Here is a 20,172-nt window from a genome sequence, read left to right as displayed (position 1 = left end):
AATACGCCTTTTTCTATACAGATATTATGAAAATCTATAATAATACCGGTAACCACCTCTTTATTATATTCAGTATTTGCAACTTCATTAATTTTTTTCAAGATCACCAAAATCTTCTTTGTCAGCATAAACGATGCTTTTAACCCTTGCATTTTTGCAAAGTGTTTTAGAAATGGCGGTGCTTAAATAACTTTTTCCACTGCCACCATTTGCATTTAACTAAAATCAGGGATTAAAAACTCTAATTTCTCGTTTAAATCTTTATTTTTTAACTTAAACTCATTTAAAAAATCCAAATTCATTTTATTTTTCCTTGTTAAAACTTAATCAAGCCCATTAAATCAATGAGCTTTGTTAAATTTTTAATTTCTAAGCTTTCAATCTTTGGCTCTATTTTAAAATTATCTTTTACCACTCTTTTAAGACCATAGCTTTTTAAAGCAAGGTTGTAATGCACTGCTCTATGTGTTTAAGCTCCACCGCTTTTTCATCTGCAAATTCACAAGCTCTTTTTAAAAGCTTCTCATTTTTTCTAAAGTTGCCACGAGCGAGGTTAAAAACCAAGTCAATAGCCTTTTTCTCCTCCACATCAAAATGATTGCAAAGGGTTTTTAAATCTTCATCTTTTATTTGGTAGCAAAGTCCTTTTAATTCCCATTTTGCACCAATTCTAAAGCTTAGCTGTCCATACTCGTTGTAATCATTTCTGCCAATGCCTGCAAGATTGTTTTTAAGTTTTCTAGTGCCTACTAAGATTAAAGCAGTATTTGAAAAATCATATATGCGTCTTAAGCACTCCAAAGCACGAAACGGCAAATGCTCACTCTCATCTATAATTAAAACCTTTGAAGTTCTTGCTAACTCGCTAGCAATGCCTCCAATCTTATCATATAAAGAATCTTTAAACACACATTGAGTTTATTTTCAAGCCCCACCAAAAGCATTCTTTTACTAGTTTTTGTTGTTGCTTCAAAAAGCACCACTCTTGTTCGGCATATTCTTTAATGGCTCTGCTTTTTCCAGTCCCCGCTTCGCCAATGATTACTCCCATTTCTCTATTGCTCATGGCATTTTCAATGGTTACATTAATCGCCTTTGCATTTTTGGTAGCGATAAAAGGGGCTTGAAGCTCTTTCACGCTTTTTTCTTCCACAAAGCTTTTAATGTATTTTTCAAGTAAAGGCTCTACTTTTGAAGCGTATTTATAGCCCACCATATAGCTTTTATTAATCCCTAAACGATCGGAGAGATTGTTTTGAGAGATGTTTTGGGTATTTAAAAACTTTTTAGTAAGTTCTACTAATTTCATTTTTTATCCTTTCTCTTAACTTCACAGCTGAAGTAAATTCCGCTTTGTGAGCAGGACCTTGCATCCACCTAAAGCCCCCGTCCTACTGAAGTGAGGGCATCTTTGTTTTAGAGCTTTATAAAAACTCTTTAAAACTTGGATTAATCAAGCTTTAAACAATTTTTAACCAGCAAAATATTTCTTTTCGACAAAGGCTTCCATATCAAACTCGCTTTCATCATTATTTATTTCTTTTTTAGCATTTAAAATAAGCTCATCTGCATTAGCATTGTTTTTAATCTCTTCTAATTCTCTTTGAGTTTTTAAAGTTTCTTTTGCAAGGGATTTTTGATGCACCTCTTTAGCTTCTACGAGTGAGTTTTCAAAAACACTTTGTAAATCTTGTTTAATATTAAGTTTAGTAAAGGCGGCAATCTCATCTTTTTTAAGCACTTCTTTAATGGCTTTAACTTCACTTTCATAACCTTTTTTAAGCATTTTATAGCTTTCTTTGCTAAGCTTAGTTATACTTTCATCAAGAGCTGGACAAAGGAAGTTTCCGCTTAAATCATAAATGAAAAGTTCTTTGACATTGTCGATATTTTGCACACATTTAACGCTTGGCATTAAAGCATTTTTATAAACTCTATCTTAAAAGTTAATGCCTTTTTTACCCACGACCCTAAGTTCTTTATTTCCAGCGTTAAACAAAAATTCTTCATAAGATATTTTTACAATAGCTCTATCGCATGAGTTCCAAAGCTCAAGTGGAGTTTTAATGCCTTTTTTACGGCGAACTTTGCTCATGTTCCACTTGATCACTTCAGCTTCTAAAAGCTCACAAGCTTCACTAAAAGTAAGAAGTAATTTTTGATTAGTTTTTTTAGCAAAGCCGTATTCATCTTTAGCACATCTATCTTTTTTAGGAGTTTTTTGCTCTATCATTTCTCTTTTAGTAAGATTATTGCCAATATATCCATGCATTTTAGAAATTCCTGCATGTTGAAGTGTCCCAAAGCGTCTTTCAACTAAAGCTTTTTGTTCTCCTGCATAAGCAATAGCTACATCATAGGTAATATTAAGCCCATCAAGTAAGCTTTGAAAATCTTTAGAAAGATAATCTTTTCCATTATCTCCTTTTATCATATCAGGTTTTCCAAACTTATCTATAGCTTTCCATAAAAGTCTAGTTAGGCTTAAAGAATTTGATTTACTTACTAAAGTAGCCACACCCATACCTCTAAAGACATCAACGACACTTAAGATGTGAGGGCGAAAAGGCTCTAGTGTTTCATCATCTCTTATTATAAAATCAGCTGGGGAGCTATCTATTTGCCAATACATGTTTTTCATGTCATAAAGCTTTCTTTGATTACCTTGCGCAGGGAGAAACTTACTTTTTGCTTTATCTAAACCTTGAATAATAATGCAATGTTCTAATGGTTTATCTTTGTAGTAGTTTTTAATAAAGTTTTGCAAGGTTTTTACACTAAAGAGTGGCTTTACCTATCCTAAATCAAATCCTATAAAGTCATATTTTTTAGTAGTTGTCTCCTTATGAATTTGCACCAAAGCTCAGTGAAATTAAATCCACCTGCTCCAAAGGTGCGATACTCTCTTAAGGCATATTCTTGCATCCAAGTGCTAAGTTTTGTTTTATTTTTGCGGTAAAGACCTTTTGTATCGACAAGACCTAGAATGCCATTTTCTTTATATGCTTTGCGAATTCTAAAAATTTCCATTTTAGAAACTCCACATATCTCCAAAGTCCTCTTTTACTTCAATCCACCTTCAATATATTTTTCTACTTGTTTAAGTAATTTTACTTTACTTTTCACATCTTCTTTAAGTTCATCGCTTAAATTTTCAAATTTAAAACAGCCAAATCATCATTTATTTTTGGCTCTGTTAAATTTAAATTTTTCTTTTCAATAATGCAATTTGTATTATTTTCACTTATAATTTTGCTTAATTTTATTTTTGCATTTTTCCATCATAATTAAAGTATTTTTAATGATTAATTTTTGATTAATTGCATTTATTAAGATATGAAATAGCATGACGCCTACTATCAAAGAAAGCGAAATGATAATTTTTCAAGATGATGGTTCTATGATTGAAAGAGGGATTTATATTATAGAGTATCAAATAAAGTTTTTGTGAAAAGATCAAAAACAACCTTTATTTTTGATTAGCGATAACAAAAATTATTTACCCATTATTATAAAAGAAGATGAAGAAATAAAAATCATAGGCAGAGTTGTTGAAACTTATGATTTAAGCTATAGGAAATTATAATTTATAACAAAATGTATTTAAGTTTAAAGTTTAGGGAAAGATAAAATTATACTAAAAAGTGTATTTTTATCTTTCCGCCAACAAATGCCACATAAAAGAAAGAAACTAAAGAAAAAAGCGGATAAAATAACAATAAAGTTACAGATAAAGCCCTAAATAAAAGTGATGAGTTAATTGATAGAGCTACTGATAAATTTTTAAATAAAATTTTTAATTAATCTTGCCTACGATTGAAGGCAAAATTTTGTAAGCTTCATTTTTTAACAAGATAAAATGTGGTATTGTCATCGGCGATTTCTTCTTGATATTTGTCTTTGACAAATTTATCCATAAGCTTTCTAAAGCTTGGGCAACCGTAATTTTGTGGATTAAAATCAGGATATTTGCGTTTCATCATTAAAGAAATTTGGGCATATTCAGCACGATTTTTCTCTTCAATCAGTTGATTGATAATAGCAAAAAGCTCTTTGATGACTTTGTCGCTTTTTTCTTCCTTTTTGTCTAAATAGTGAAAAGCACTAAAGGCATTAATATAAAATTTGTTCGCTTTATTTTCTCCCATACCTATAACTTGCTTTTTGCTCTCTCTTAGTTTTTGTGTTAGGGGGATATAGTCGCTATCGCTTGAAACTATGATGAAAATTTCAACATCTTTTTCATAAAATATACTCATCGCATCTGCCATTAAGTGCATATCGCTTGAATTTTTGCGGTTAAATTTGAAATTTTGTATCGCAATGATAGAATGTTCGGCGATTTCATCTTTCCAGCCACTTAGTGCTGGACTTCTCCAATCTGCGTAAATCCTTTTGATGATAAGCTCTCCATAACTTGAAGCAATATTAAAAATATCTTTGGCATATTTAAAGCTAATATTTTCCGCATCGATGAAAATGGCTACGCTTTTATTTTCCATTGTTTTTCCTTTTGAAACTCCCCCTTAATTTAGGAGGAGGAATTTTTAATTATTTTTTAGGCGGGTTATTGCCGCGACCGCCACCACTTGGATTACCAGTAGTGCTTGGACCATTAGGTGGTCTTGGATTGTTTTTTGGCATAGCTATTCCTCCTTTCTATCAAAATGCCAAATCTTAACAAAAAAAACAATTTGTCAATACATATACTCTTTATTGTAAAAAGCATTTAAAAATAGAGGAACAAAAAAATGAGAGAAAAAAAAGGGGGGGGAGGATAAACTCCCCTAAATTTACGCAGGATAGACGGAGACTTTTTTTCTATCTTTGTCTTTTCTTTCGAATTTGACAAAGCCGTCAATTAAAGCAAAAATGGTATGATCTTTACCTATGCCTACATTATTTCCAGCGTGAGTTGCTGTGCCTCTTTGGCGGATGATGATATTGCCAGCACGGACAAATTCGCCACCAAATTTTTTTACACCTAAACGGCGACCTATGGAGTCGCGGTTATTTTGCGTTGAGCCTTGACCTTTCTTGTGTGCCATTTTTACTCCTTAAGCTTTGATTTCTTTAACTTTGACGCGTGTGAAAGATCTTCTAAAACCTTTTTTAAGCTTAGAATCTTTTCTGCGTCTTTTTTTATAAATCACGACTTTTTTGTCTCTGCCGTGATTAATCACTTCTAAAATGACCTTTGCACCCGCTACAAAAGGCGCACCTACCTTTAATTCCTTATCATTGATCGCAAGCACTTCGCTCACTTCAATGCTAGACTTCTCTTCAGCTTCAAAGCGGTCTAATTTAAGCTCATCGCCTACGCTAAGCTTATACTGCTTTCCGCTGTGTTTGATAATAGCATACATTGCTCTTCCTTTAAAATGGTAGTCCTACAAAGCACCAAAAATTTGGATTTAAAAGCTCTAGTAGTTATAAAAGGGCTTATTATATAAAAATTAGCTTTAAATTTTATTAAAAGCCAAGATTTACGCCACCTCCTTCTTCGACCTTATAATTTGCATCGCGTCCTATTGTATAGCCATTTCCGCTTCCGCTATTGCTTAAGGGACGACATATATCGCCCACTTTAACGCTACCTTCTGTGATTTTCGCGTAAGAGAGTTTGGGCGTGGAGCGTGTTACTTCCATGCTGCCACTTTTTGTTTCTATTCTGCCTGTGGTTTCTTTTGTGTAAGAATCTTTGATAGCTTTGCCTAAAGAAAAGCACTCATAAACATCGCCTTGATTTAAGCTTTGTGAAAAAATGATTTCACCATTTTCCACACCAGCTACTTTTAAGGGATAAATGGCATTTAAAATATCATTAGAAATTTGACGGGCAATTTGACCTAAAACCTGCTCGTTTGTGCTTAAACTATCATCTTTAAGAGCCACTTTCGTTGAGAGTGTGTTGGCGAATTTGATTTGCCTTGTTGCAAATAAAAGCACACGGTAATCTATCACAACTTCCGCTTCCATTTTGCTTTTTCCTGTAAGATTACTCGTTTTTTGTTTTCCATCAAGTGCAGAAATTGAAAAAAGTAAAATATAATCTGTCCCTAGCACATTTTTAAGTTTGTAAATTTCGTCTTTTGCTGCGTTGCCACTTTGGATTAAAGCTTTTTCCATTTCATAGTAGCCATTTGAATCTCTATCTAAGACATTAAATTTCCTACTTTGAAGTAAATTTGTGGTGATTTTTTGTTGTAAAGCAGCACCAATTCCTCTTTTTGTGGGGTCTGGTGTGGAGTCAAAGACGCTGATGCTTCTACGATTATCCGCACTTAGTCCGGGAGCTTGATATTTCTTAGTTGTTGTAGTTTTGAAAATCGTAACATTAGCCATATATTTGCCATTTTCATCTTGCTCGATGCTATTGATCTCATAGCTATCCACTCTACCCTTAGTCGCTTTTGAAATTTGCTCACTATAATGATCTTGTATAGTCGTATCTAAGCCATTTGAAAAAACGCTTGAGTTAGACTTTCTAAGGGAATTTATATTAACTCCGCCCATTTTACCGACCGCTTCAATAATGGCATTATTAATCGCCTCTTCTCTTGTTAAGCCCACTCCCTCACCTGTGCTTGATTTGGTGTTAGTTGAAGTTACTACTTTCGCATTAAGGCTTAAGCTTAAAAATAAGCTTAAGAAAAGAATTTTAATGACTTTCATCACTCACTCCTTAAAAATCATCTATGCTATTGACAATATTAGAGCTTCTTTGCACCTTTTCTCCGCTTGATTTAGAATTTGTGCCTTGAGAATTTGGTTTTTGCTGAAGCATTTCGTTGGTATTTTTAAGATTAGCGAAAGAATAAGCTCTCACAACGCCCGTATGCTCCACGCCATTTTCTGCCGTGAAACTCCAGCGTTTTAAAGTGCGAATTCCGCGAATTTTACCGCTTGATTTGGTTTTGACTTGTTGATTGATTTTATCAATCACATTTGCCATTGTGCTTTCTATTTCCTCCGTGCTACCATCATTAACGCTAACGCTTTGTTTAATGCTTTGCTCAAAGCTATCTCCCGTAGTTTGTTCATCTTTTAAGCTTACATTAAGATTTATAAATTCAATAATCGCCGCATCGGCTTGATTTAATGCACTTTCTTTAGAGGCACTCTCTAAGCGATTTGTAATTCTTGCATCGCTTGCATTTGGCACGAATCCCCAATGTCCGTAGCTTAAAATCACAGGCGAACCATTTTCATCATAAACAAGGCGAATTCCATACTCATTTACAAAGCCTGCGTTTTCTTTAGGTAAATATTCCATTATATTTTTACCCTTACCTTTAATAAGACTTTCTCTACCAAGTGCCATATCGCGAGCAATTTGACGCGTTTTATTGGAGATGACAGCTACAACACCTATGCGGTAAGCACCATTTTTATGTGTGATGACGCTTTGCACAGGGACTAAGCCACTCATTTGTCCTATGGCATTGACTATGGTTTTACTTAAAAATTCATCTTTAAGTAAGGTTTTTTTACGCTCTTCACTCAAGCCCTCCGCATTAATTCCTAGATCTTGCAAGGCGGTATCAAGCTTCGCACCCACTAATTGCGTTAATTTGTCAAAAATTTGCTCCATAGTCCCGCCTTTAGAAAGCTCTTCAAATTCTTTTGCATTGGTAGAATTGTCCGCATAGTATTTTGAAATTCTTTCTGTTGCACTTCTTCCAAAAGTATCTTTTATGAAATTTCTTTGTAAATTTAAAATCGCCCTTTGATAAGCCACCGATAAAGCCTTAGCAAATTCAGGGTCATTTTCTTTAAGTAAAACTTCTGCCTCTCCCGTATAAAAGGTCTTGCCGTCCTTTGTTTGAGAATATTCTATATTATATTTTTGTGTAAATTCATCAAAAAAGTCATCTAAGCTTTGAGGGCTAATGTCTTTTTGACTAGCGTCTGAAAGCTCATTTTGTAAATTAATGTCATTTTGTGAAATTTCTATGGGTTTTGCGTATAAAAAACCTACGAGAATTAAAGAGTTAATTAATATTTTTTTCATTTTTTTCCTTTTTAGTCATAAAAAAAGCCCAAGCTTCATCGAAACTTGGGCGACTTGAGGTTTAAAAATTTACCAAGTTACACTTTTGCTTGAACCTGTTTTGTCTATCGTTTGCTCATCTTCCCAATATACAAGCCCTGAATTTAGATCGGTTAGTCTTAATAAAAAGAAATATTCCACTTGTGTTTTACCATTGCTTAATTTGACATTATCTTGACGGATTTTACCTGCTAAAGAAAAGTCAGGAGAAACGAGTGTGCCTTTTTTAGCTATGGTATTTTGATTAAATTCATCATTATCCCTAAGCTCTCTCACATCTTCGCTCATACTATCAAGTGCCCCACCAGCTGCTACGGCTGAAGTTAGCACAAATTTGCCCGATTTTCTTAAAGCGGTAGTAATTTTAGCGGTTAATTTTTCGGTGTCTATCCTTTGTGGAGTATCATTAATAACTCTACCAATGGCAATAACCTTTCTAGTTCCGGGCTTAATATTCGCAAAAGCTGGATCGCTAAGCATACTATTTATCATCGTTTCAGCTGCATTTTCAAAATCTTCTCTATCAAGTCCTAAAGTAAGCGCATCGCCCTTTTTCACTTGAGAGGCTTTGCCATCTGTGTAAGTGCTTTGCACACAACCCCCTAAAAATAAAGATCCTGCTAAAAATGCTGTTAAAATTTTTGTTTTTTTCATTGTTTTTCCTTTCGATTAATTTTTTGTTTTCATATCGATTCTAAAATCGACCGCTCTTTTATCAAAAGCAAGTTTTTTTAAAATCACCTCTTGACCTGCTGGAATTCTTATAAATTCATAGTCTTCTTTAACGGAATTTCTAAGTACAAAGCCGTCTTTGTCTAGCCAATTTACCTTATAAAACACATCTTTAGCAAAAGTGCTTTTTAGCACGAGTTCGACCTCTAAAAAGCCATTGTTATTAATGCGTTGTTTGATTTGTTTGACAAGGCTTTTAGGTAAATTTGAGCTTAAATTTGCATTAGCAAATTCATTTGAATTTTGTTGCATAGGAGTGCAAGCGTATAAAAAAAGCACGGCAAAAAGTAAAATATATTTTTTCATCTTTTTAACCCTTATTTTTCAATCACTTGAACATTGACAGGTAACACAGGAGAGAAAGAACGCACGATTACAAGAGCATTTTTCTTCTTGTCGAGCTTTGAGCTGAAAAGTTCTGCTCCTTGAGGATTTTTTACGCTAATTTCGCCTTTATTTTCTACCATAGCCACAGAAATTCTTTTTGGTAAGCCTCTCCAGCTTCTTACATCAGCTCTATTTGTCGTCGCTGTGGCAACAGAACTTGCTAAAGTGAGCCAACCGCCTGTGGAGTCGTTATTTGCTACCGCTAAATTTAATGTTGTTTTGAGAATTGTTTGTGCTAAAGCCTTGCTGATCATTGCCGGCATATTGATTTTAAATTCTGTTGCGACAATGTTATCTAAATCAACAAATTGAGAAGTTTTTGCTCCATTTGCTTCTATAAATTCAAAAGAACCTTCTCTTTTTTTCAATGTTTGTAAGGCTACGCTTGTGCTAATGATTTTACCCTCGACCAAGAAAGGTAAAGTTAAAGCAAAGTCATCCTTCATCACGCCAAAGCCATTTTCATAAACGACAAAAATGTATTTTTTCTTGCTTTTAGAGCTTTTGCTTGAGGCACTTTTGAAAAACTTGGCTTGTTTTACGATTTCGGCATTTTTAGAATTGATAGCAGCGACCTCTCTAAAAAGCCCTCCCGCCTTTCTAAAATCATTGTCCATAAAGAAAAATACAGAAGCCAAATAGGTTGCATAAGGATTAACGAAGTTTTTTGTTGTGTCAAAAGCCTCAAACAAATGCGCATATTCTTTATCAATAGCTTTAGCATTTTCGTTCATATTTTGTTTATAATTTGGATCTTCTTTGGCTTTTTTAAGTTTTTCTCTATTTTTTTCTATCTCTTTGGCAAAATATTCTTTAGCTTTGTCCTGCCTCATTAAGGCACGATTAAATTCCACTCTAGCATTTGCATAGTCATTAAGACTCATAAAATTCAAACCCTTATAAACATTAACCATAATTCTTTCATACAAAGAACCCTCATAATCGACTATGGTATCATTAATTAAAGTTGTTGCAACGACCTTAGCACCCTTTTTGCCGACATTTTGTAAATCCACATCATATTTATAAGACTCTTCAGCCTTATCAAAAAAGACATTACTTTTATTAAAATCACCGCAATTTCTAGCGATCAAGCCTACATTTAAGCCTGTGTAAATCACATCATCATTTTGTTCTAATTTTTGTAAATTTGTAGCGAAAATTTCCTCGTTGCAATATTTGTTTATTAAAGCATTTTCAAAGGTCGCATTACTTTTGGCACCATTAGAACAAGCACTAAAAAGCAAAGCACCTATAAAAATTAAACCTAATTTGAAATTCATTAAAACTCCTTACCAAAATCAATGAGAAAATTATAGCAAAAAAATTCCCGCTTAAGCGGGAATTTCTAAAAGAGTGAAACGACTAAAAAGCCCAAAGCCACAGCAATCGCAATAGCTAAAACACCCGGCAAGAAGAAGGCGTGGTTGAAAATAAATTTACCAATTCTTGTTGAGCCCGTATCGTCCATTTGAACCGCACCAAGCAAAGTTGGATAAGTTGGTAAAACAAAAAGCGCAGAAACTGCCGCAAAACAAGCTACAAGCATACCAGAATCCGCAACAGTCGCTAAACCTAAAGCCGAGATGATAACAGGAGTGATTGCCTTAGCCGTAGCCGCTTGAGAATAAAGAAGCATACTAGCAAAGAAAAATGCCACTGCTAATAAAGCTGGAGTTTGTTTAACCCACTCACCCGCAACATCTTTAATCGCTTGCTCATGTCCAGCAACGAAAGTGTTTCCAAGCCAAGCCACACCAAAGACGCACACGCAAGCTGTCATACCGCTTTTAAATACGCTAGTGTCTAAAATTTTGCCTGGATCTACCTTACAAAGCCAAGTGATTAAAGTCGCAGCAGTTAGCAAGAAGCTCATAATAGCAGCATCGCGCGGCATAATTACAGGGTCAATCCACTTAATATTATTTGAAATCGCAGTCGCATATAAAACCACGACTAAAACTGTGAATAAGAAAATTCCTACAGAAAGTTTCGCACCTGGCTTATCTGTGCCGTGTAGAATTTCACCCGCATCTTGAACCAAACCAGCCTTTAAACGCTCTTGATACACAGGATCTTTACTTAAATCAAGCGGAGTGATAAGGCTAACGATGAAAGCGGTTGCCATACAAGCGATGAAAGTGGTAACAATCCAAATTCCTATTAAGGTAGGATAATTCCATCCAAAGCCCTCCAAAACACCGCTCATATACACAACAGCCGCACTTACAGGAGAGGCGGTAATGCCGATTTGTGAAGAAACAACCATCAAAGAAAGAGGCGCAGAAGGTCTTATATTTTGAGACTTAGCCACATCGACAACAACAGGCATAAGAGAAAATACCGCATTTCCCGTTCCTGCTAAGATGGTTAGTAACCATCCGCAAGCTGGAGCTAGATAATTGATAAAGCGAGGATTTGCCCTTAAAAGCTTTTCAACCACACGCACCATATAATCAAGTCCGCCAGCTTGTTGCATAGCGGAAATCGCCGCAATTGCCGCAGCAATGATTAAAATAACATCCCAAGGAATGCTTCCAGGCTTCATACCTAAAACAAGTGATAAAATCACAACGCCAAGACCACCAGCATAACCAATAGCAATGCCTCCAAGTCTAATACCGACAAAAATCGCACCCAAAAGCACGATAAGTTCTAAAATAACCATAATATCCATAATTTTCCTCGATTAAAAAGCAATTAGGCTTTTCTTTTTTCTTTCATTTGAGGATTGAGCATATTTTCAGGGTCTAAAATTTTGTCAATTTCCTCTTTTGTTAAATAACCTCTTTCAAGGCAAATATCGCCCACAGCTTTTCCTGTTTGTAGGGCTTCTTTAGCCATACTTGCTGATTTTTCATAGCCTAGCACAGGATTAAAGGCAGTTACTATGCCGATAGAATTAAGCACGAGTTTTTTGCATGCTTCAGGATTAGCCTTTAAGCCTTTAATAGCTTTATTTGCTAGAGTTTTCATAGCATTTTCAAGTAAAATTAAAGAATTAAACAAACCATACGCAATGCCCGGCTCAAAAGCATTAAGCTCAAATTCGCCTCTTTCAGAGCAAAGCATAATGGTAACATCATTGCCAATAACCTCATAGCACGCCTCGCCGACCACTTCACAAATAACAGGATTAACTTTTCCCGGCATAATGGAGCTTCCCGGTTGCATAGCAGGGAGGGTAATTTCTCCAAGCCCACATCTAGGACCTGAATTCATTAATCTTAAGTCGTTTGCGATCTTAGAAAGTCTTACCGCAGCGGTTTTTAAGCAACCACTCACATAAACAAAATCAGCTGTGTCTTGAGTTGCTGCGATTAAATCCTCAGCAGGAGTGAAATTTACGCCTGTGATTTCTTTAAGTTTTTTCTCAACGACATTTTTATAATCAGGGTGGCAGTTAATACCCGTGCCTATGGCAGTTGCACCTAAATTTAGCACAGTCATAGCCTCTCTTGCTTTTGTCAGTTTTGCTATATCACTTTTAATATAACTTGCAAAAGCGTTGAAAGTATTTCCTAAAGTCGTAGGAACAGCATCTTCAAGCTCTGTTCTACCCATTTTAATCATATCTTTATATTCTTTTGCTTTAGCTTCAAGGTCATTTTTAAGTTCTTCCATAGCCTTAAGCAAATCGCCTAATTTAGCGTGTGTGGCGACTTTAATTGAGCTTGGATAAGTGTCATTTGTAGATTGCCCTAAATTCGTATGGTCGTTTGGATGGAGATATTGATATTCGCCTTTTTTATGTCCCATACTCTCCAATGCGATATTTGTTAAAACTTCATTAACATTCATATTTGTGCTTGTGCCAGCACCGCCTTGAATCATATCGACAACAAACTGGTCTAAAAACTCACCTGCAATAAGTCTATCGCAAGCTTTTGCAAGAGCGTCTGCCTTATCGGCGTCTAAAACGCCCACTTCTTTATTTGCTAAAGCTGCTGCCTTTTTCACTTGTGCAAAAGCCTTAATAAAGAAAGGATAATTCTTTAAACTCCTTCCACTCATATGGAAATTTTCAAGAGCTCTAAAAGTTTGAACCCCATAATACACATCATCAGCAATTTCAAGCTCACCGATGAAATCGTGTTCTTTTCTCGTTCCCATTTTGAACCTTTCTAAATAATTTAGATTATTTTATGCAAACTACAATTTGCCTAAAATTAATTAATCATACTCCAAAATACTTAAGAAAAAATTAATGAGATATAATATAACTCATTAATTTCGGGCGTTTGAAAGTTATTTTTATATTTACAAAAGATTTAAAATTGTATAAAATAGTGTAAAATCTCTATGATAAATCATTAGTAAAGGATATTATGCTAGAAATCAAACTTGATAAGATTAAAATCAATGCCGACTGGTTAGAATTTTTAGAAGAAGAATTTAAAAAACCTTATTTTTTAGATATTAAAAGGCAATATATCGAAACTTTAAAGGCTGGAAAAAACATCTATCCCCCCGCAAATTTAACCTTTAACGCCTTTAATCTTACTCCCTTAAATTCCCTTAAAATCGTGCTTTTAGGGCAGGACCCTTATCACAAACAAAATCAAGCTATGGGGCTTAGCTTTTCTGTGCCAAAGGGCGTGCAAATTCCTCCAAGTCTTAGAAATATTTTTAAAGAATTAAATGCGGATTTAGGAGTTAAAATCCCTCAAAATGGTGATTTAAGTGCGTGGGCTAGACAAGGCGTTTTGCTTTTAAATGCTATTTTTAGCGTAGAGGAGAATAAGCCTTTAAGCCATAGTTTATGGGGTTGGCAAGAATTTAGCGATAATATTATTAAAAAACTAAGTCTTGAAAAAAAGGGACTCATTTTCATTTTATGGGGTAAATTCGCACAGAGTAAAAAAAGCCTCATCGATACACGAAAGCATTTTATCCTAGAAGCGGCACACCCAAGCCCTCTTGCTAGGCAGGGTTTTTTAGGGTGTAGGCATTTTTCTAAAAGTAATGCTCTCTTAGAAAAACTAGGCAAAGAACCTATAAAATGGGACTTATAAGAACATTGCGATGAAAGTGCCGATGATGAAAATAATCAAATTCGCAGAAAAGCCAAGCTCTAAGCAAATAGGGCAAAATAAAGTCGCTATAAATAGGTATAGTGCCAAAAGAAGTGCCTATGATGAGTCCTATAAAAAGCATAGCAAAAATAGCCAAAAATTTATTCCCCTCAACAAAAGGGATAACGGAATTTACAAGCTCCTCTACCGCTCCACTTTGTTTTAAAACCTCGCCATAGCCAGCCGCTACAAGCATTACAAAGGCGATAAAGCCCATCATCAAAGACTAAATCTACTTTTTTATAGCTAACCCCGCTAAAACGCCCCATTCCCTACGCGTCATTTGAATATTTTCATAATCCATATTTTCAATAGCAATTTCTTGATACTCTCTAGGCTTAGAATAAAAAATGAAAATAGAAAGCAAAAGCCCAAAAAGCATACAAAAAGCCGCCAAAAACATCGTGCTTGTTACATCGCTCAAATTCACGGCTACGCCGTTTTGATTAAGATTATTCACGAGTAAATTTTGAAAAATTAGCCCAAAACCCAAAGGTCAAAGCACAAGCAACGCCCCTGCGGTCGATTTTAAGTTTATTAAAAAGTGTTAGCAAAGGAGGAATTAAAATCGGCACAAAAGCCATATGGATAGGCACTAAATTTTGCGAAAAACAAGCGATTAAGGCTAAAGAAAGTATAAGCAAATATTTTTTATGCGAGATGAAATGGCTTACGATTTTAATGAGAAAAGCCGTTAAATTTGTCTTAGAAATCGCTGCTGCAATGGCACCTAGTAGGATATAGCTTAGAGCCGTTTGTAAATTTCCTTTCATACCATTGATGAGAGTATTCATCGTCTCAAGCATAGGCACTTGTGCGACAAGTCCAGCGATTAAAGCAGAAATTAGCACACTTAATAAGACATTAAAGTGAAACAAACAAAGGATTATCATCACCAAAACACTGATATAATGGGATTTGTTAAAAGCATTATTTTCCTTTAAATTTAAAAGAGGTATTTTAGAAAATCTTTCTTAAATTGATGTAAAAATAGCATAAAGTTCGTTTGCAAAATTTGCAATAGGCTTCAATTCTTTTAAATTTAGCGTAAGCTTAAGATTGACCTGATTGCCAGGATTCATCATCACAAGTTGTTTATCTTTGCCATTAACCTTAATGTATTCTTTTCTTAAAGTATGGTTATAATGATAATCTTGCTTTTTATTTACGATGTAATAACGCACACAATGCCCAAAAATAATGTAGTCATAATTGTATTTTGGATTAATTTTATCAAATCGAAAAGAATTATTTAAACCTCTTTTTGTGGTTTCAATCAAAAAAAAACTTAGAGTGAATTTAGTCTTCACTCTCTTCAGTTTTTGTTTTTTTGACGACCTTCACTCTTTCAATGGAATTTCCATCCATTTTTTTCACTTCATAATAACAAAGCTCGTCCTCTATCCTATCGCCTACCACAGGCAAACGACCCAAAAGATTAAAGACATAACCACCTATGGTAACTTGCTCTAAATCCTCATCATAAGTGATGAGTAAAAGCTCCTCGACTTTTTCTATATCACAACGCCCTTGAAATTCGTAAATATTATCGGCAAGTTTTTTATAATTATCTTCCTCGTGTTCGCTTTTAATCTCGCCGATAATCTCCTCCATAATATCTTCCATAGTCAAAAGTCCCGCCGTGCCGCCATATTCGTCAATCACTAAGGCTGTGTGCGAACGCTCCTTATTCATCATCACAAGCACTTTTGAAATGCTAAGATTTTCAGGCACTAAAATAAGCGGCTTGACAAAATTTTCCAAATTTTCACTTTTAGTATTTAGTTCATTTTGCACAATATCTCTTATATGCACCATACCCAAGATCGTATCCTTAGAGCCGTCTATATAAGGGAAACGCGTATGCTTATGCTCACAAATAATCTGCATATTTTCACTATAAGATTTTTGCTTGTTAAGGCAAATCATATCCTTTCTAGGGGTCATCACTTCTTTTGCCACAGTATCGCTAAAATCCACAGCATTACGGATAATCTCCGTTTCAAATTCATCTAAAACCCCACCTTTTTGACTTTCACTTGCTATGATTTTAATCTCTTCTTCACTATGCGTTAGCTCGTGTTCTTTAGCAGGTTTAATGCCAAAAATTTTAAGCGTTAAAGCCGCCAAAATATCAAAAATTTTGATACAAGGTAAAAATAAAATCCAAAACCAGTGCAAAGGTCTAGCCACCCAAAGCACGGCTTTATCCGCTATGGCTATGGCTATACTTTTAGGGACAAGCTCTCCTAAAACGACATGCAAAAGGGTGATAATACTAAAAGCGATAACAAAAGCTATGGTATGAATTAAAACAGCATTTAAGCCTAGTTTTAAAAGCGGAGCTTCAAGCATCTTGGCAATGGCAGGTTCTCCTATCCAGCCAAGAGCAAGTGAACTTAAGGTAATGCCAAGCTGACAAGCACTTAGATAAGTATCAAGCTTTGAAGTTACATCTAAAGCCTTTTTAGCATTAGGCTTTTTTTCCTTAACCATTTCTTCAAGTTTAGAACGGCGAACCTTAACAATGCTAAATTCAGACAAAACGAAAAAACCATTTAAAAAAACTAAAGCAAGTGCAACAAAAATCATAAAGATAGAATAGCTAGTATCAGTAGCGATTTGACTGGGGTCCAATGAAACTCCTTAGAAAATAAATGTGTCATTATACACAAAAACTACAATTTTCACAAAAATTATTAAACAAAAAAAGTTAAAATTGAAGCATTTTTTTTAAAAGGATAAGTGATGATAAACACTAAAGAAGACTTTTTGCTTTTGGTAAAGCAAATCGAGCAAAAAGCAAACTACAAAAAGCCTTACGCCTTTGGTATCGCAAGGCTAGATAGAGGACAGCTTAATAAAAATAAAATCCTACAAGCTAATTTCGCCTTGATTAATTACGAGCAAAATTACGCCTCAGCGGCTATTATGCTTGAGGCTTTTGCAAGGCGTGGCGTGGAGCTTGATTTTAGCAAAAGCGAATTTGTAGGGCTTTTAAAGCTTGAGGATATTGACTTTGCCCTTTCTTGCTTTAAGCCTTTTTTAGAAGAAGAGGGACATAAAAATATAGACTTACTTAAAATCATTAAAGACAAATTTAAAGATGATGAATTCGCCTTCGTGTGCCTTTTTGATGATAAAGAGCCTTTAAGTGTGGAGAGCGTGTATCTTAAGCTTTATTTGCTTTCTTCTAAAAAAGTGCCTTTAAGAGGGCTTAATCTAAATGGTGCTTTTGGCTTACTTCATAATGTCGCTTGGAGCGAGGATAAGCCTATCGAGCTTGAGTATTTAAGAGAAAATGAAATGCGTCTTAAAATGAGTAGGCAATATCCTAAAATCGATTTTGTCGATAAATTCCCTCGCTTTTTAGCTCACATTATCCCTGAAGATAATACACGCATTTTAGAGAGTTCTAAAGTGCGTATGGGTGCAGCCCTAGCCGCTGGCACGACTATAATGCCCGGCGCTTCTTATGTGAATTTTAACGCAGGCACAACGGGTGCTTGTATGGTCGAGGGGCGTATAAGCTCAAGTGCCATAGTGGGCGAGGGTAGCGACATAGGAGGCGGAGCGTCTATACTAGGCGTTTTAAGTGGCACAAGCGGTAATGCCATAAGCGTAGGTAAGGCTTGTCTTTTAGGTGCAAATTCTGTTACGGGCATACCTTTGGGGGATAATTGTATAATTGATGCTGGCATTGCGGTGCTTGAGGGGACGAAATTTTTACTCAAAGACAAAGAAGAGCTTCAAAAAGTCAATCTAGGCTTTGATTTTAATAAAGAAATTTATAAAGGCATAGAGCTTAAAAACCTTAACGCCCTGCATTTTAGACAAGATAGCATTAGCGGTGCGATGATAGTGGGTTTTAATAAAAAAGCCATAACACTCAACGCCGCCTTGCATTAAAGTAAGCTATGAAATCATATAAATTTGACACGAGGTGGATGCTTTCTCTTTTTGGCACGGCTGTGGGGGCTGGGATTTTATATTTACCCATTAAAGCTGGGACTGGAGGTGTTTTACCCGTCATAGCGATGTGTTTTATCATTTTCCCTATGGTGTATCTTAGCCATAGAGCCTTGAGTCGTTTTGTCTCTCAGGCAAATGGAGCAGATAAGGACATCACGCACGCTGCGGAGGAGTATTTTGGTAGAAAAACGGCTTTATTTATCTCCGTGCTTTATTTTTTCGCGATTTTTCCTATATGCCTTGCGTATTGTGTGGGGATTAGTAATACCTTTGAAAGCTTTATTTATCATCAGTTTATGCCCCTAGCAAGTGAAAATGTAGCCGAATTTATCCAAAGCATTTATAGCGTAAGCACAAGTGAAAATGGCAAAATCATAGCCAACCTTACCCCATTTTATAGAGCTTTGCTTGTGTTTATTTTGGTAAGTTCGTTTATGCTAGTAATGCTTCTAAGCGAAGAGCTTATCACAAAAATTTGCGAATGGCTTGTTTATCCTTTATGCTTGATTTTATTTTTATTTTCACTCTATCTTATCCCTCACTGGAATTTAGAAAGCTTTACGCAAATCCCTCATTTTAAAGAATTTATCACCATAGTTTGGCTTACCTTACCTGTTTTAGTTTTTTCCTTCAATCACTCTCCAGCCATTTCAACCTTTACTTTAAGCGTGAAAAGGCACTATAAAGAGCATAAAAGCATAGAAAAAGCTAATCAAATTCTTTTTAAAACCTCCATTATGCTACTTATTTTTGTGATGTTTTTTGTCTTTTCTTGCGTATTTTCTTTAAATGGCGAGGAATTTAGCGACGCTAGAGCGCAAAATATCCCCGTGCTTTCGTATTTTGCTAATAAGCTTGATAATCCTATCATCGCTTATGGTGGTCCTTTAGTGGCGTTTTTAGCGATTACAAGTTCATTTTTTGGGCATTATTTTGGTGCGAGAGAGGGTGCTTATGGCATAGTGCGTAAGTGCTGCAAAATGACAGGAATTTTAAATCCTAATCAAAAGCTCATCAAGCTCATTTGCGGAAGCGTGATGTATATCATTATGCTACTTGTAGGCTTTTATAATCCTAGCGTTTTAGATTTTATAGAAAAGCTTGGCGGTCCTATTATAGCGGCGATTTTATTTTTAATGCCTATGATTGCGATTTATAGCATTTCAAAACTTAAGAAATTTCAAAATAAGCCTTTAGATTTGTTTGTTTTTGCGACAGGCTTACTCACTATCATCACGGTAATTTACAGCTTTTAAAGCTGTTCTTTACCATCGACAACAGGCACAAAAAGGCATTCCTCTAAAATTTCTTTTTGTAAATTTGTGCCATTTTTGCTAATTCTTGTGATAAATTGTTTGCCATTATGTAAAATGGGTGCGACTAAAATCCCCCCGTCACTTAGCTGGTCGAGTAAAATTTCAGGGATAGAAGTCGCATAAGCAGAAAATAAAATCCTATCATAAGGCGCATAATTTTTCCAGCCATTTTGTCCATCATCAAAGCGAACATTGATATTTAAAAAGCCAAGTTCCCTAAAGGTATTTGCTGCACTTTTCGCAAGTCTTTCTATACGCTCTATGGTAAAAACGCGTCTTATCACACGACTTAAAATCGCCGCTTGATACCCACTTCCACAGCCTATTTCTAGCACACTATCGGCATCTTTACATTGTAGTGCCATAGTCATCTTAGCCACCGTTAAAGGAGAGCTTATCCACTGCGAATTTGCCAAAGGCAGGGCATTAAGGCTATAAGCGTGGGCTTTAAGTGGAGAAAAAATTTCTCTAGGCACTTGGCAAAAGGCGTTAAAAAGCTCTTCATTGATAAAGGTTTTTGTAGCGATTTCCTCCGCCATAGCTTGACAGCGTTTTTGCTCAAATGCGTTCATTTTCACTCCTAAAAAAGAGAAATTGTAACGAAAAAGGTTAAATTTTTTAGCTATACTTAACGAAA

17 protein-coding genes and 5 pseudogenes are annotated in these 20,172 nt (G+C 35.3%); 5 read left to right on the top strand and 17 right to left on the bottom strand.

Features of this window, described 5'->3' with window-relative positions:
• Positions 1-111: 111 nt before the first annotated feature.
• The 3 pseudogenes from EL158_RS08670 to EL158_RS00820 form a co-directional block, all read right to left on the bottom strand.
• Positions 112-302 (bottom strand): annotated as a pseudogene (locus tag EL158_RS08670) (hypothetical protein); the annotation flags it as partial.
• Positions 303-435: 133 nt separating this feature from the next.
• Positions 436-1,309, bottom strand: a pseudogene (locus EL158_RS00825) (AAA family ATPase).
• 162 nt (positions 1,310-1,471) lie between these two features.
• Positions 1,472-3,318: pseudogene (locus tag EL158_RS00820) on the bottom strand (integrase catalytic domain-containing protein); the annotation flags it as partial.
• Positions 3,319-3,472: 154 nt separating this feature from the next.
• On the opposite strand from EL158_RS00820, the pseudogene EL158_RS08920 reads away from it, so the two are divergent.
• Positions 3,473-3,586 (top strand): annotated as a pseudogene (locus EL158_RS08920) (S24 family peptidase); the annotation flags it as partial.
• 253 nt (positions 3,587-3,839) lie between these two features.
• Here EL158_RS08920 and EL158_RS00810 read toward each other — a convergent pair.
• Positions 3,840-4,502 (bottom strand): NYN domain-containing protein, encoded by a 663-nt coding sequence (locus EL158_RS00810; RefSeq protein ID WP_027304426.1) that lies wholly within the window; start codon positions 4,500-4,502, stop codon positions 3,840-3,842.
• Between EL158_RS00810 and EL158_RS08665 the strand changes: the two genes are divergently transcribed.
• Positions 4,502-4,681 (top strand): hypothetical protein, encoded by a 180-nt coding sequence (locus EL158_RS08665; RefSeq protein WP_232008210.1) that lies wholly within the window; start codon positions 4,502-4,504, stop codon positions 4,679-4,681. The two genes, EL158_RS00810 and EL158_RS08665, sit on opposite strands and share 1 nt — an antisense overlap.
• Positions 4,682-4,793: 112 nt before the next feature.
• Here the strand turns inward: EL158_RS08665 and rpmA are convergent, their stop codons facing one another.
• From rpmA to EL158_RS00765, 9 genes are all read right to left on the bottom strand, one after another.
• A complete protein-coding gene (gene rpmA / locus EL158_RS00805) occupies positions 4,794-5,048 on the bottom strand; it encodes a 50S ribosomal protein L27 (protein ID WP_002778821.1) in 255 nt (84 codons plus the stop codon).
• 9 nt (positions 5,049-5,057) lie between these two features.
• On the bottom strand, positions 5,058-5,366 hold the full coding sequence (rplU, locus tag EL158_RS00800) for a 50S ribosomal protein L21 (protein ID WP_004276027.1): 309 nt from the start codon (positions 5,364-5,366) through the stop codon (positions 5,058-5,060).
• A gap of 106 nt (positions 5,367-5,472) precedes the next feature.
• The gene (locus EL158_RS00795; RefSeq protein ID WP_027304425.1) at positions 5,473-6,675 is read right to left on the bottom strand and encodes a CsgG/HfaB family protein; all 1,203 of its coding nucleotides are present in this window, start codon (positions 6,673-6,675) and stop codon (positions 5,473-5,475) included.
• A 10-nt stretch (positions 6,676-6,685) separates the two neighbouring features.
• Positions 6,686-8,014: a DUF6844 domain-containing protein gene (locus tag EL158_RS00790; RefSeq protein WP_027304424.1), complete on the bottom strand. Its 1,329-nt coding sequence runs from the start codon at positions 8,012-8,014 to the stop codon at positions 6,686-6,688.
• Between the two features lie 69 nt (positions 8,015-8,083).
• The gene (gene lpoB, locus EL158_RS00785) at positions 8,084-8,707 is read right to left on the bottom strand and encodes a penicillin-binding protein activator LpoB (RefSeq protein ID WP_004276030.1); all 624 of its coding nucleotides are present in this window, start codon (positions 8,705-8,707) and stop codon (positions 8,084-8,086) included.
• Between the two features lie 15 nt (positions 8,708-8,722).
• Positions 8,723-9,091: a YcfL family putative periplasmic lipoprotein gene (locus EL158_RS00780; protein ID WP_027304423.1), complete on the bottom strand. Its 369-nt coding sequence runs from the start codon at positions 9,089-9,091 to the stop codon at positions 8,723-8,725.
• An 11-nt stretch (positions 9,092-9,102) separates the two neighbouring features.
• Positions 9,103-10,455: a COG3014 family protein gene (locus EL158_RS00775; RefSeq protein ID WP_027304422.1), complete on the bottom strand. Its 1,353-nt coding sequence runs from the start codon at positions 10,453-10,455 to the stop codon at positions 9,103-9,105.
• A 65-nt stretch (positions 10,456-10,520) separates the two neighbouring features.
• On the bottom strand, positions 10,521-11,849 hold the full coding sequence (locus EL158_RS00770; RefSeq protein ID WP_027304421.1) for an anaerobic C4-dicarboxylate transporter: 1,329 nt from the start codon (positions 11,847-11,849) through the stop codon (positions 10,521-10,523).
• Positions 11,850-11,872: 23 nt separating this feature from the next.
• Positions 11,873-13,285: an aspartate ammonia-lyase gene (locus tag EL158_RS00765; protein WP_027304420.1), complete on the bottom strand. Its 1,413-nt coding sequence runs from the start codon at positions 13,283-13,285 to the stop codon at positions 11,873-11,875.
• Positions 13,286-13,500: 215 nt separating this feature from the next.
• On the opposite strand from EL158_RS00765, the gene ung reads away from it, so the two are divergent.
• The gene (gene ung, locus EL158_RS00760; RefSeq protein WP_027304419.1) at positions 13,501-14,187 is read left to right on the top strand and encodes a uracil-DNA glycosylase; all 687 of its coding nucleotides are present in this window, start codon (positions 13,501-13,503) and stop codon (positions 14,185-14,187) included.
• Between the two features lie 18 nt (positions 14,188-14,205).
• On the opposite strand, the pseudogene EL158_RS00755 reads toward ung, so the two are convergent.
• From EL158_RS00755 to EL158_RS00745, 3 genes and pseudogenes are all read right to left on the bottom strand, one after another.
• Positions 14,206-15,181, bottom strand: a pseudogene (locus EL158_RS00755) (Na+/H+ antiporter NhaC family protein); the annotation flags it as partial.
• A 40-nt stretch (positions 15,182-15,221) separates the two neighbouring features.
• On the bottom strand, positions 15,222-15,527 hold the full coding sequence (locus EL158_RS00750) for a restriction endonuclease (protein ID WP_225532275.1): 306 nt from the start codon (positions 15,525-15,527) through the stop codon (positions 15,222-15,224).
• Positions 15,528-15,546: 19 nt separating this feature from the next.
• Positions 15,547-16,839, bottom strand: a complete 1,293-nt coding sequence (locus tag EL158_RS00745; RefSeq protein WP_225532318.1) for a hemolysin family protein — start codon at positions 16,837-16,839, stop codon at positions 15,547-15,549.
• 156 nt (positions 16,840-16,995) lie between these two features.
• Here EL158_RS00745 and EL158_RS00740 point away from each other — a divergent pair, with 156 nt between their 5' ends.
• Both EL158_RS00740 and EL158_RS00735 read left to right on the top strand, forming a co-directional pair.
• The gene (locus tag EL158_RS00740; protein WP_027304413.1) at positions 16,996-18,156 is read left to right on the top strand and encodes a tetrahydrodipicolinate N-succinyltransferase N-terminal domain-containing protein; all 1,161 of its coding nucleotides are present in this window, start codon (positions 16,996-16,998) and stop codon (positions 18,154-18,156) included.
• 8 nt (positions 18,157-18,164) lie between these two features.
• Entirely contained in the window at positions 18,165-19,475 is a 1,311-nt protein-coding gene (locus EL158_RS00735) for an aromatic amino acid transport family protein (RefSeq protein WP_027304412.1), read from the top strand.
• On the opposite strand, the gene EL158_RS00730 is transcribed toward EL158_RS00735, so the two are convergent.
• The gene (locus EL158_RS00730; RefSeq protein WP_027304411.1) at positions 19,472-20,107 is read right to left on the bottom strand and encodes a protein-L-isoaspartate(D-aspartate) O-methyltransferase; all 636 of its coding nucleotides are present in this window, start codon (positions 20,105-20,107) and stop codon (positions 19,472-19,474) included. The genes EL158_RS00735 and EL158_RS00730 overlap by 4 nt on opposite strands.
• Between the last annotated feature and the right edge of the window lie 65 nt (positions 20,108-20,172).

This window comes from Campylobacter upsaliensis (genome assembly GCF_900637395.1).
Classification (GTDB): domain Bacteria; phylum Campylobacterota; class Campylobacteria; order Campylobacterales; family Campylobacteraceae; genus Campylobacter_D; species Campylobacter_D upsaliensis.
The sequence above is the reverse complement of the archived record's forward strand: the minus strand, read 5'-3'. Positions and strand labels throughout refer to the sequence as shown.

What these genes read in the sequence shown, in the direction of transcription:
- EL158_RS00810 (WP_027304426.1), bottom strand. Translation starts at nt 4,502, where the DNA reads ATGGAAAATAAAAGCGTAGCCATTTTCATCGATGCGGAAAATATTAGC.
- EL158_RS00745 (WP_225532318.1), bottom strand. Translation starts at nt 16,839, where the DNA reads ATGATTTTTGTTGCACTTGCTTTAGTTTTTTTAAATGGTTTTTTCGTT.
- rplU (WP_004276027.1), bottom strand. Translation starts at nt 5,366, where the DNA reads ATGTATGCTATTATCAAACACAGCGGAAAGCAGTATAAGCTTAGCGTA.
- EL158_RS00775 (WP_027304422.1), bottom strand. Translation starts at nt 10,455, where the DNA reads ATGAATTTCAAATTAGGTTTAATTTTTATAGGTGCTTTGCTTTTTAGT.
- EL158_RS00765 (WP_027304420.1), bottom strand. Translation starts at nt 13,285, where the DNA reads ATGGGAACGAGAAAAGAACACGATTTCATCGGTGAGCTTGAAATTGCT.
- rpmA (WP_002778821.1), bottom strand. Translation starts at nt 5,048, where the DNA reads ATGGCACACAAGAAAGGTCAAGGCTCAACGCAAAATAACCGCGACTCC.
- lpoB (WP_004276030.1), bottom strand. Translation starts at nt 8,707, where the DNA reads ATGAAAAAAACAAAAATTTTAACAGCATTTTTAGCAGGATCTTTATTT.
- ung (WP_027304419.1), top strand. Translation starts at nt 13,501, where the DNA reads ATGCTAGAAATCAAACTTGATAAGATTAAAATCAATGCCGACTGGTTA.
- EL158_RS00735 (WP_027304412.1), top strand. Translation starts at nt 18,165, where the DNA reads ATGAAATCATATAAATTTGACACGAGGTGGATGCTTTCTCTTTTTGGC.
- EL158_RS00795 (WP_027304425.1), bottom strand. Translation starts at nt 6,675, where the DNA reads ATGAAAGTCATTAAAATTCTTTTCTTAAGCTTATTTTTAAGCTTAAGC.
- EL158_RS00730 (WP_027304411.1), bottom strand. Translation starts at nt 20,107, where the DNA reads ATGAACGCATTTGAGCAAAAACGCTGTCAAGCTATGGCGGAGGAAATC.
- EL158_RS00790 (WP_027304424.1), bottom strand. Translation starts at nt 8,014, where the DNA reads ATGAAAAAAATATTAATTAACTCTTTAATTCTCGTAGGTTTTTTATAC.
- EL158_RS00740 (WP_027304413.1), top strand. Translation starts at nt 16,996, where the DNA reads ATGATAAACACTAAAGAAGACTTTTTGCTTTTGGTAAAGCAAATCGAG.
- EL158_RS00780 (WP_027304423.1), bottom strand. Translation starts at nt 9,091, where the DNA reads ATGAAAAAATATATTTTACTTTTTGCCGTGCTTTTTTTATACGCTTGC.
- EL158_RS00770 (WP_027304421.1), bottom strand. Translation starts at nt 11,849, where the DNA reads ATGGATATTATGGTTATTTTAGAACTTATCGTGCTTTTGGGTGCGATT.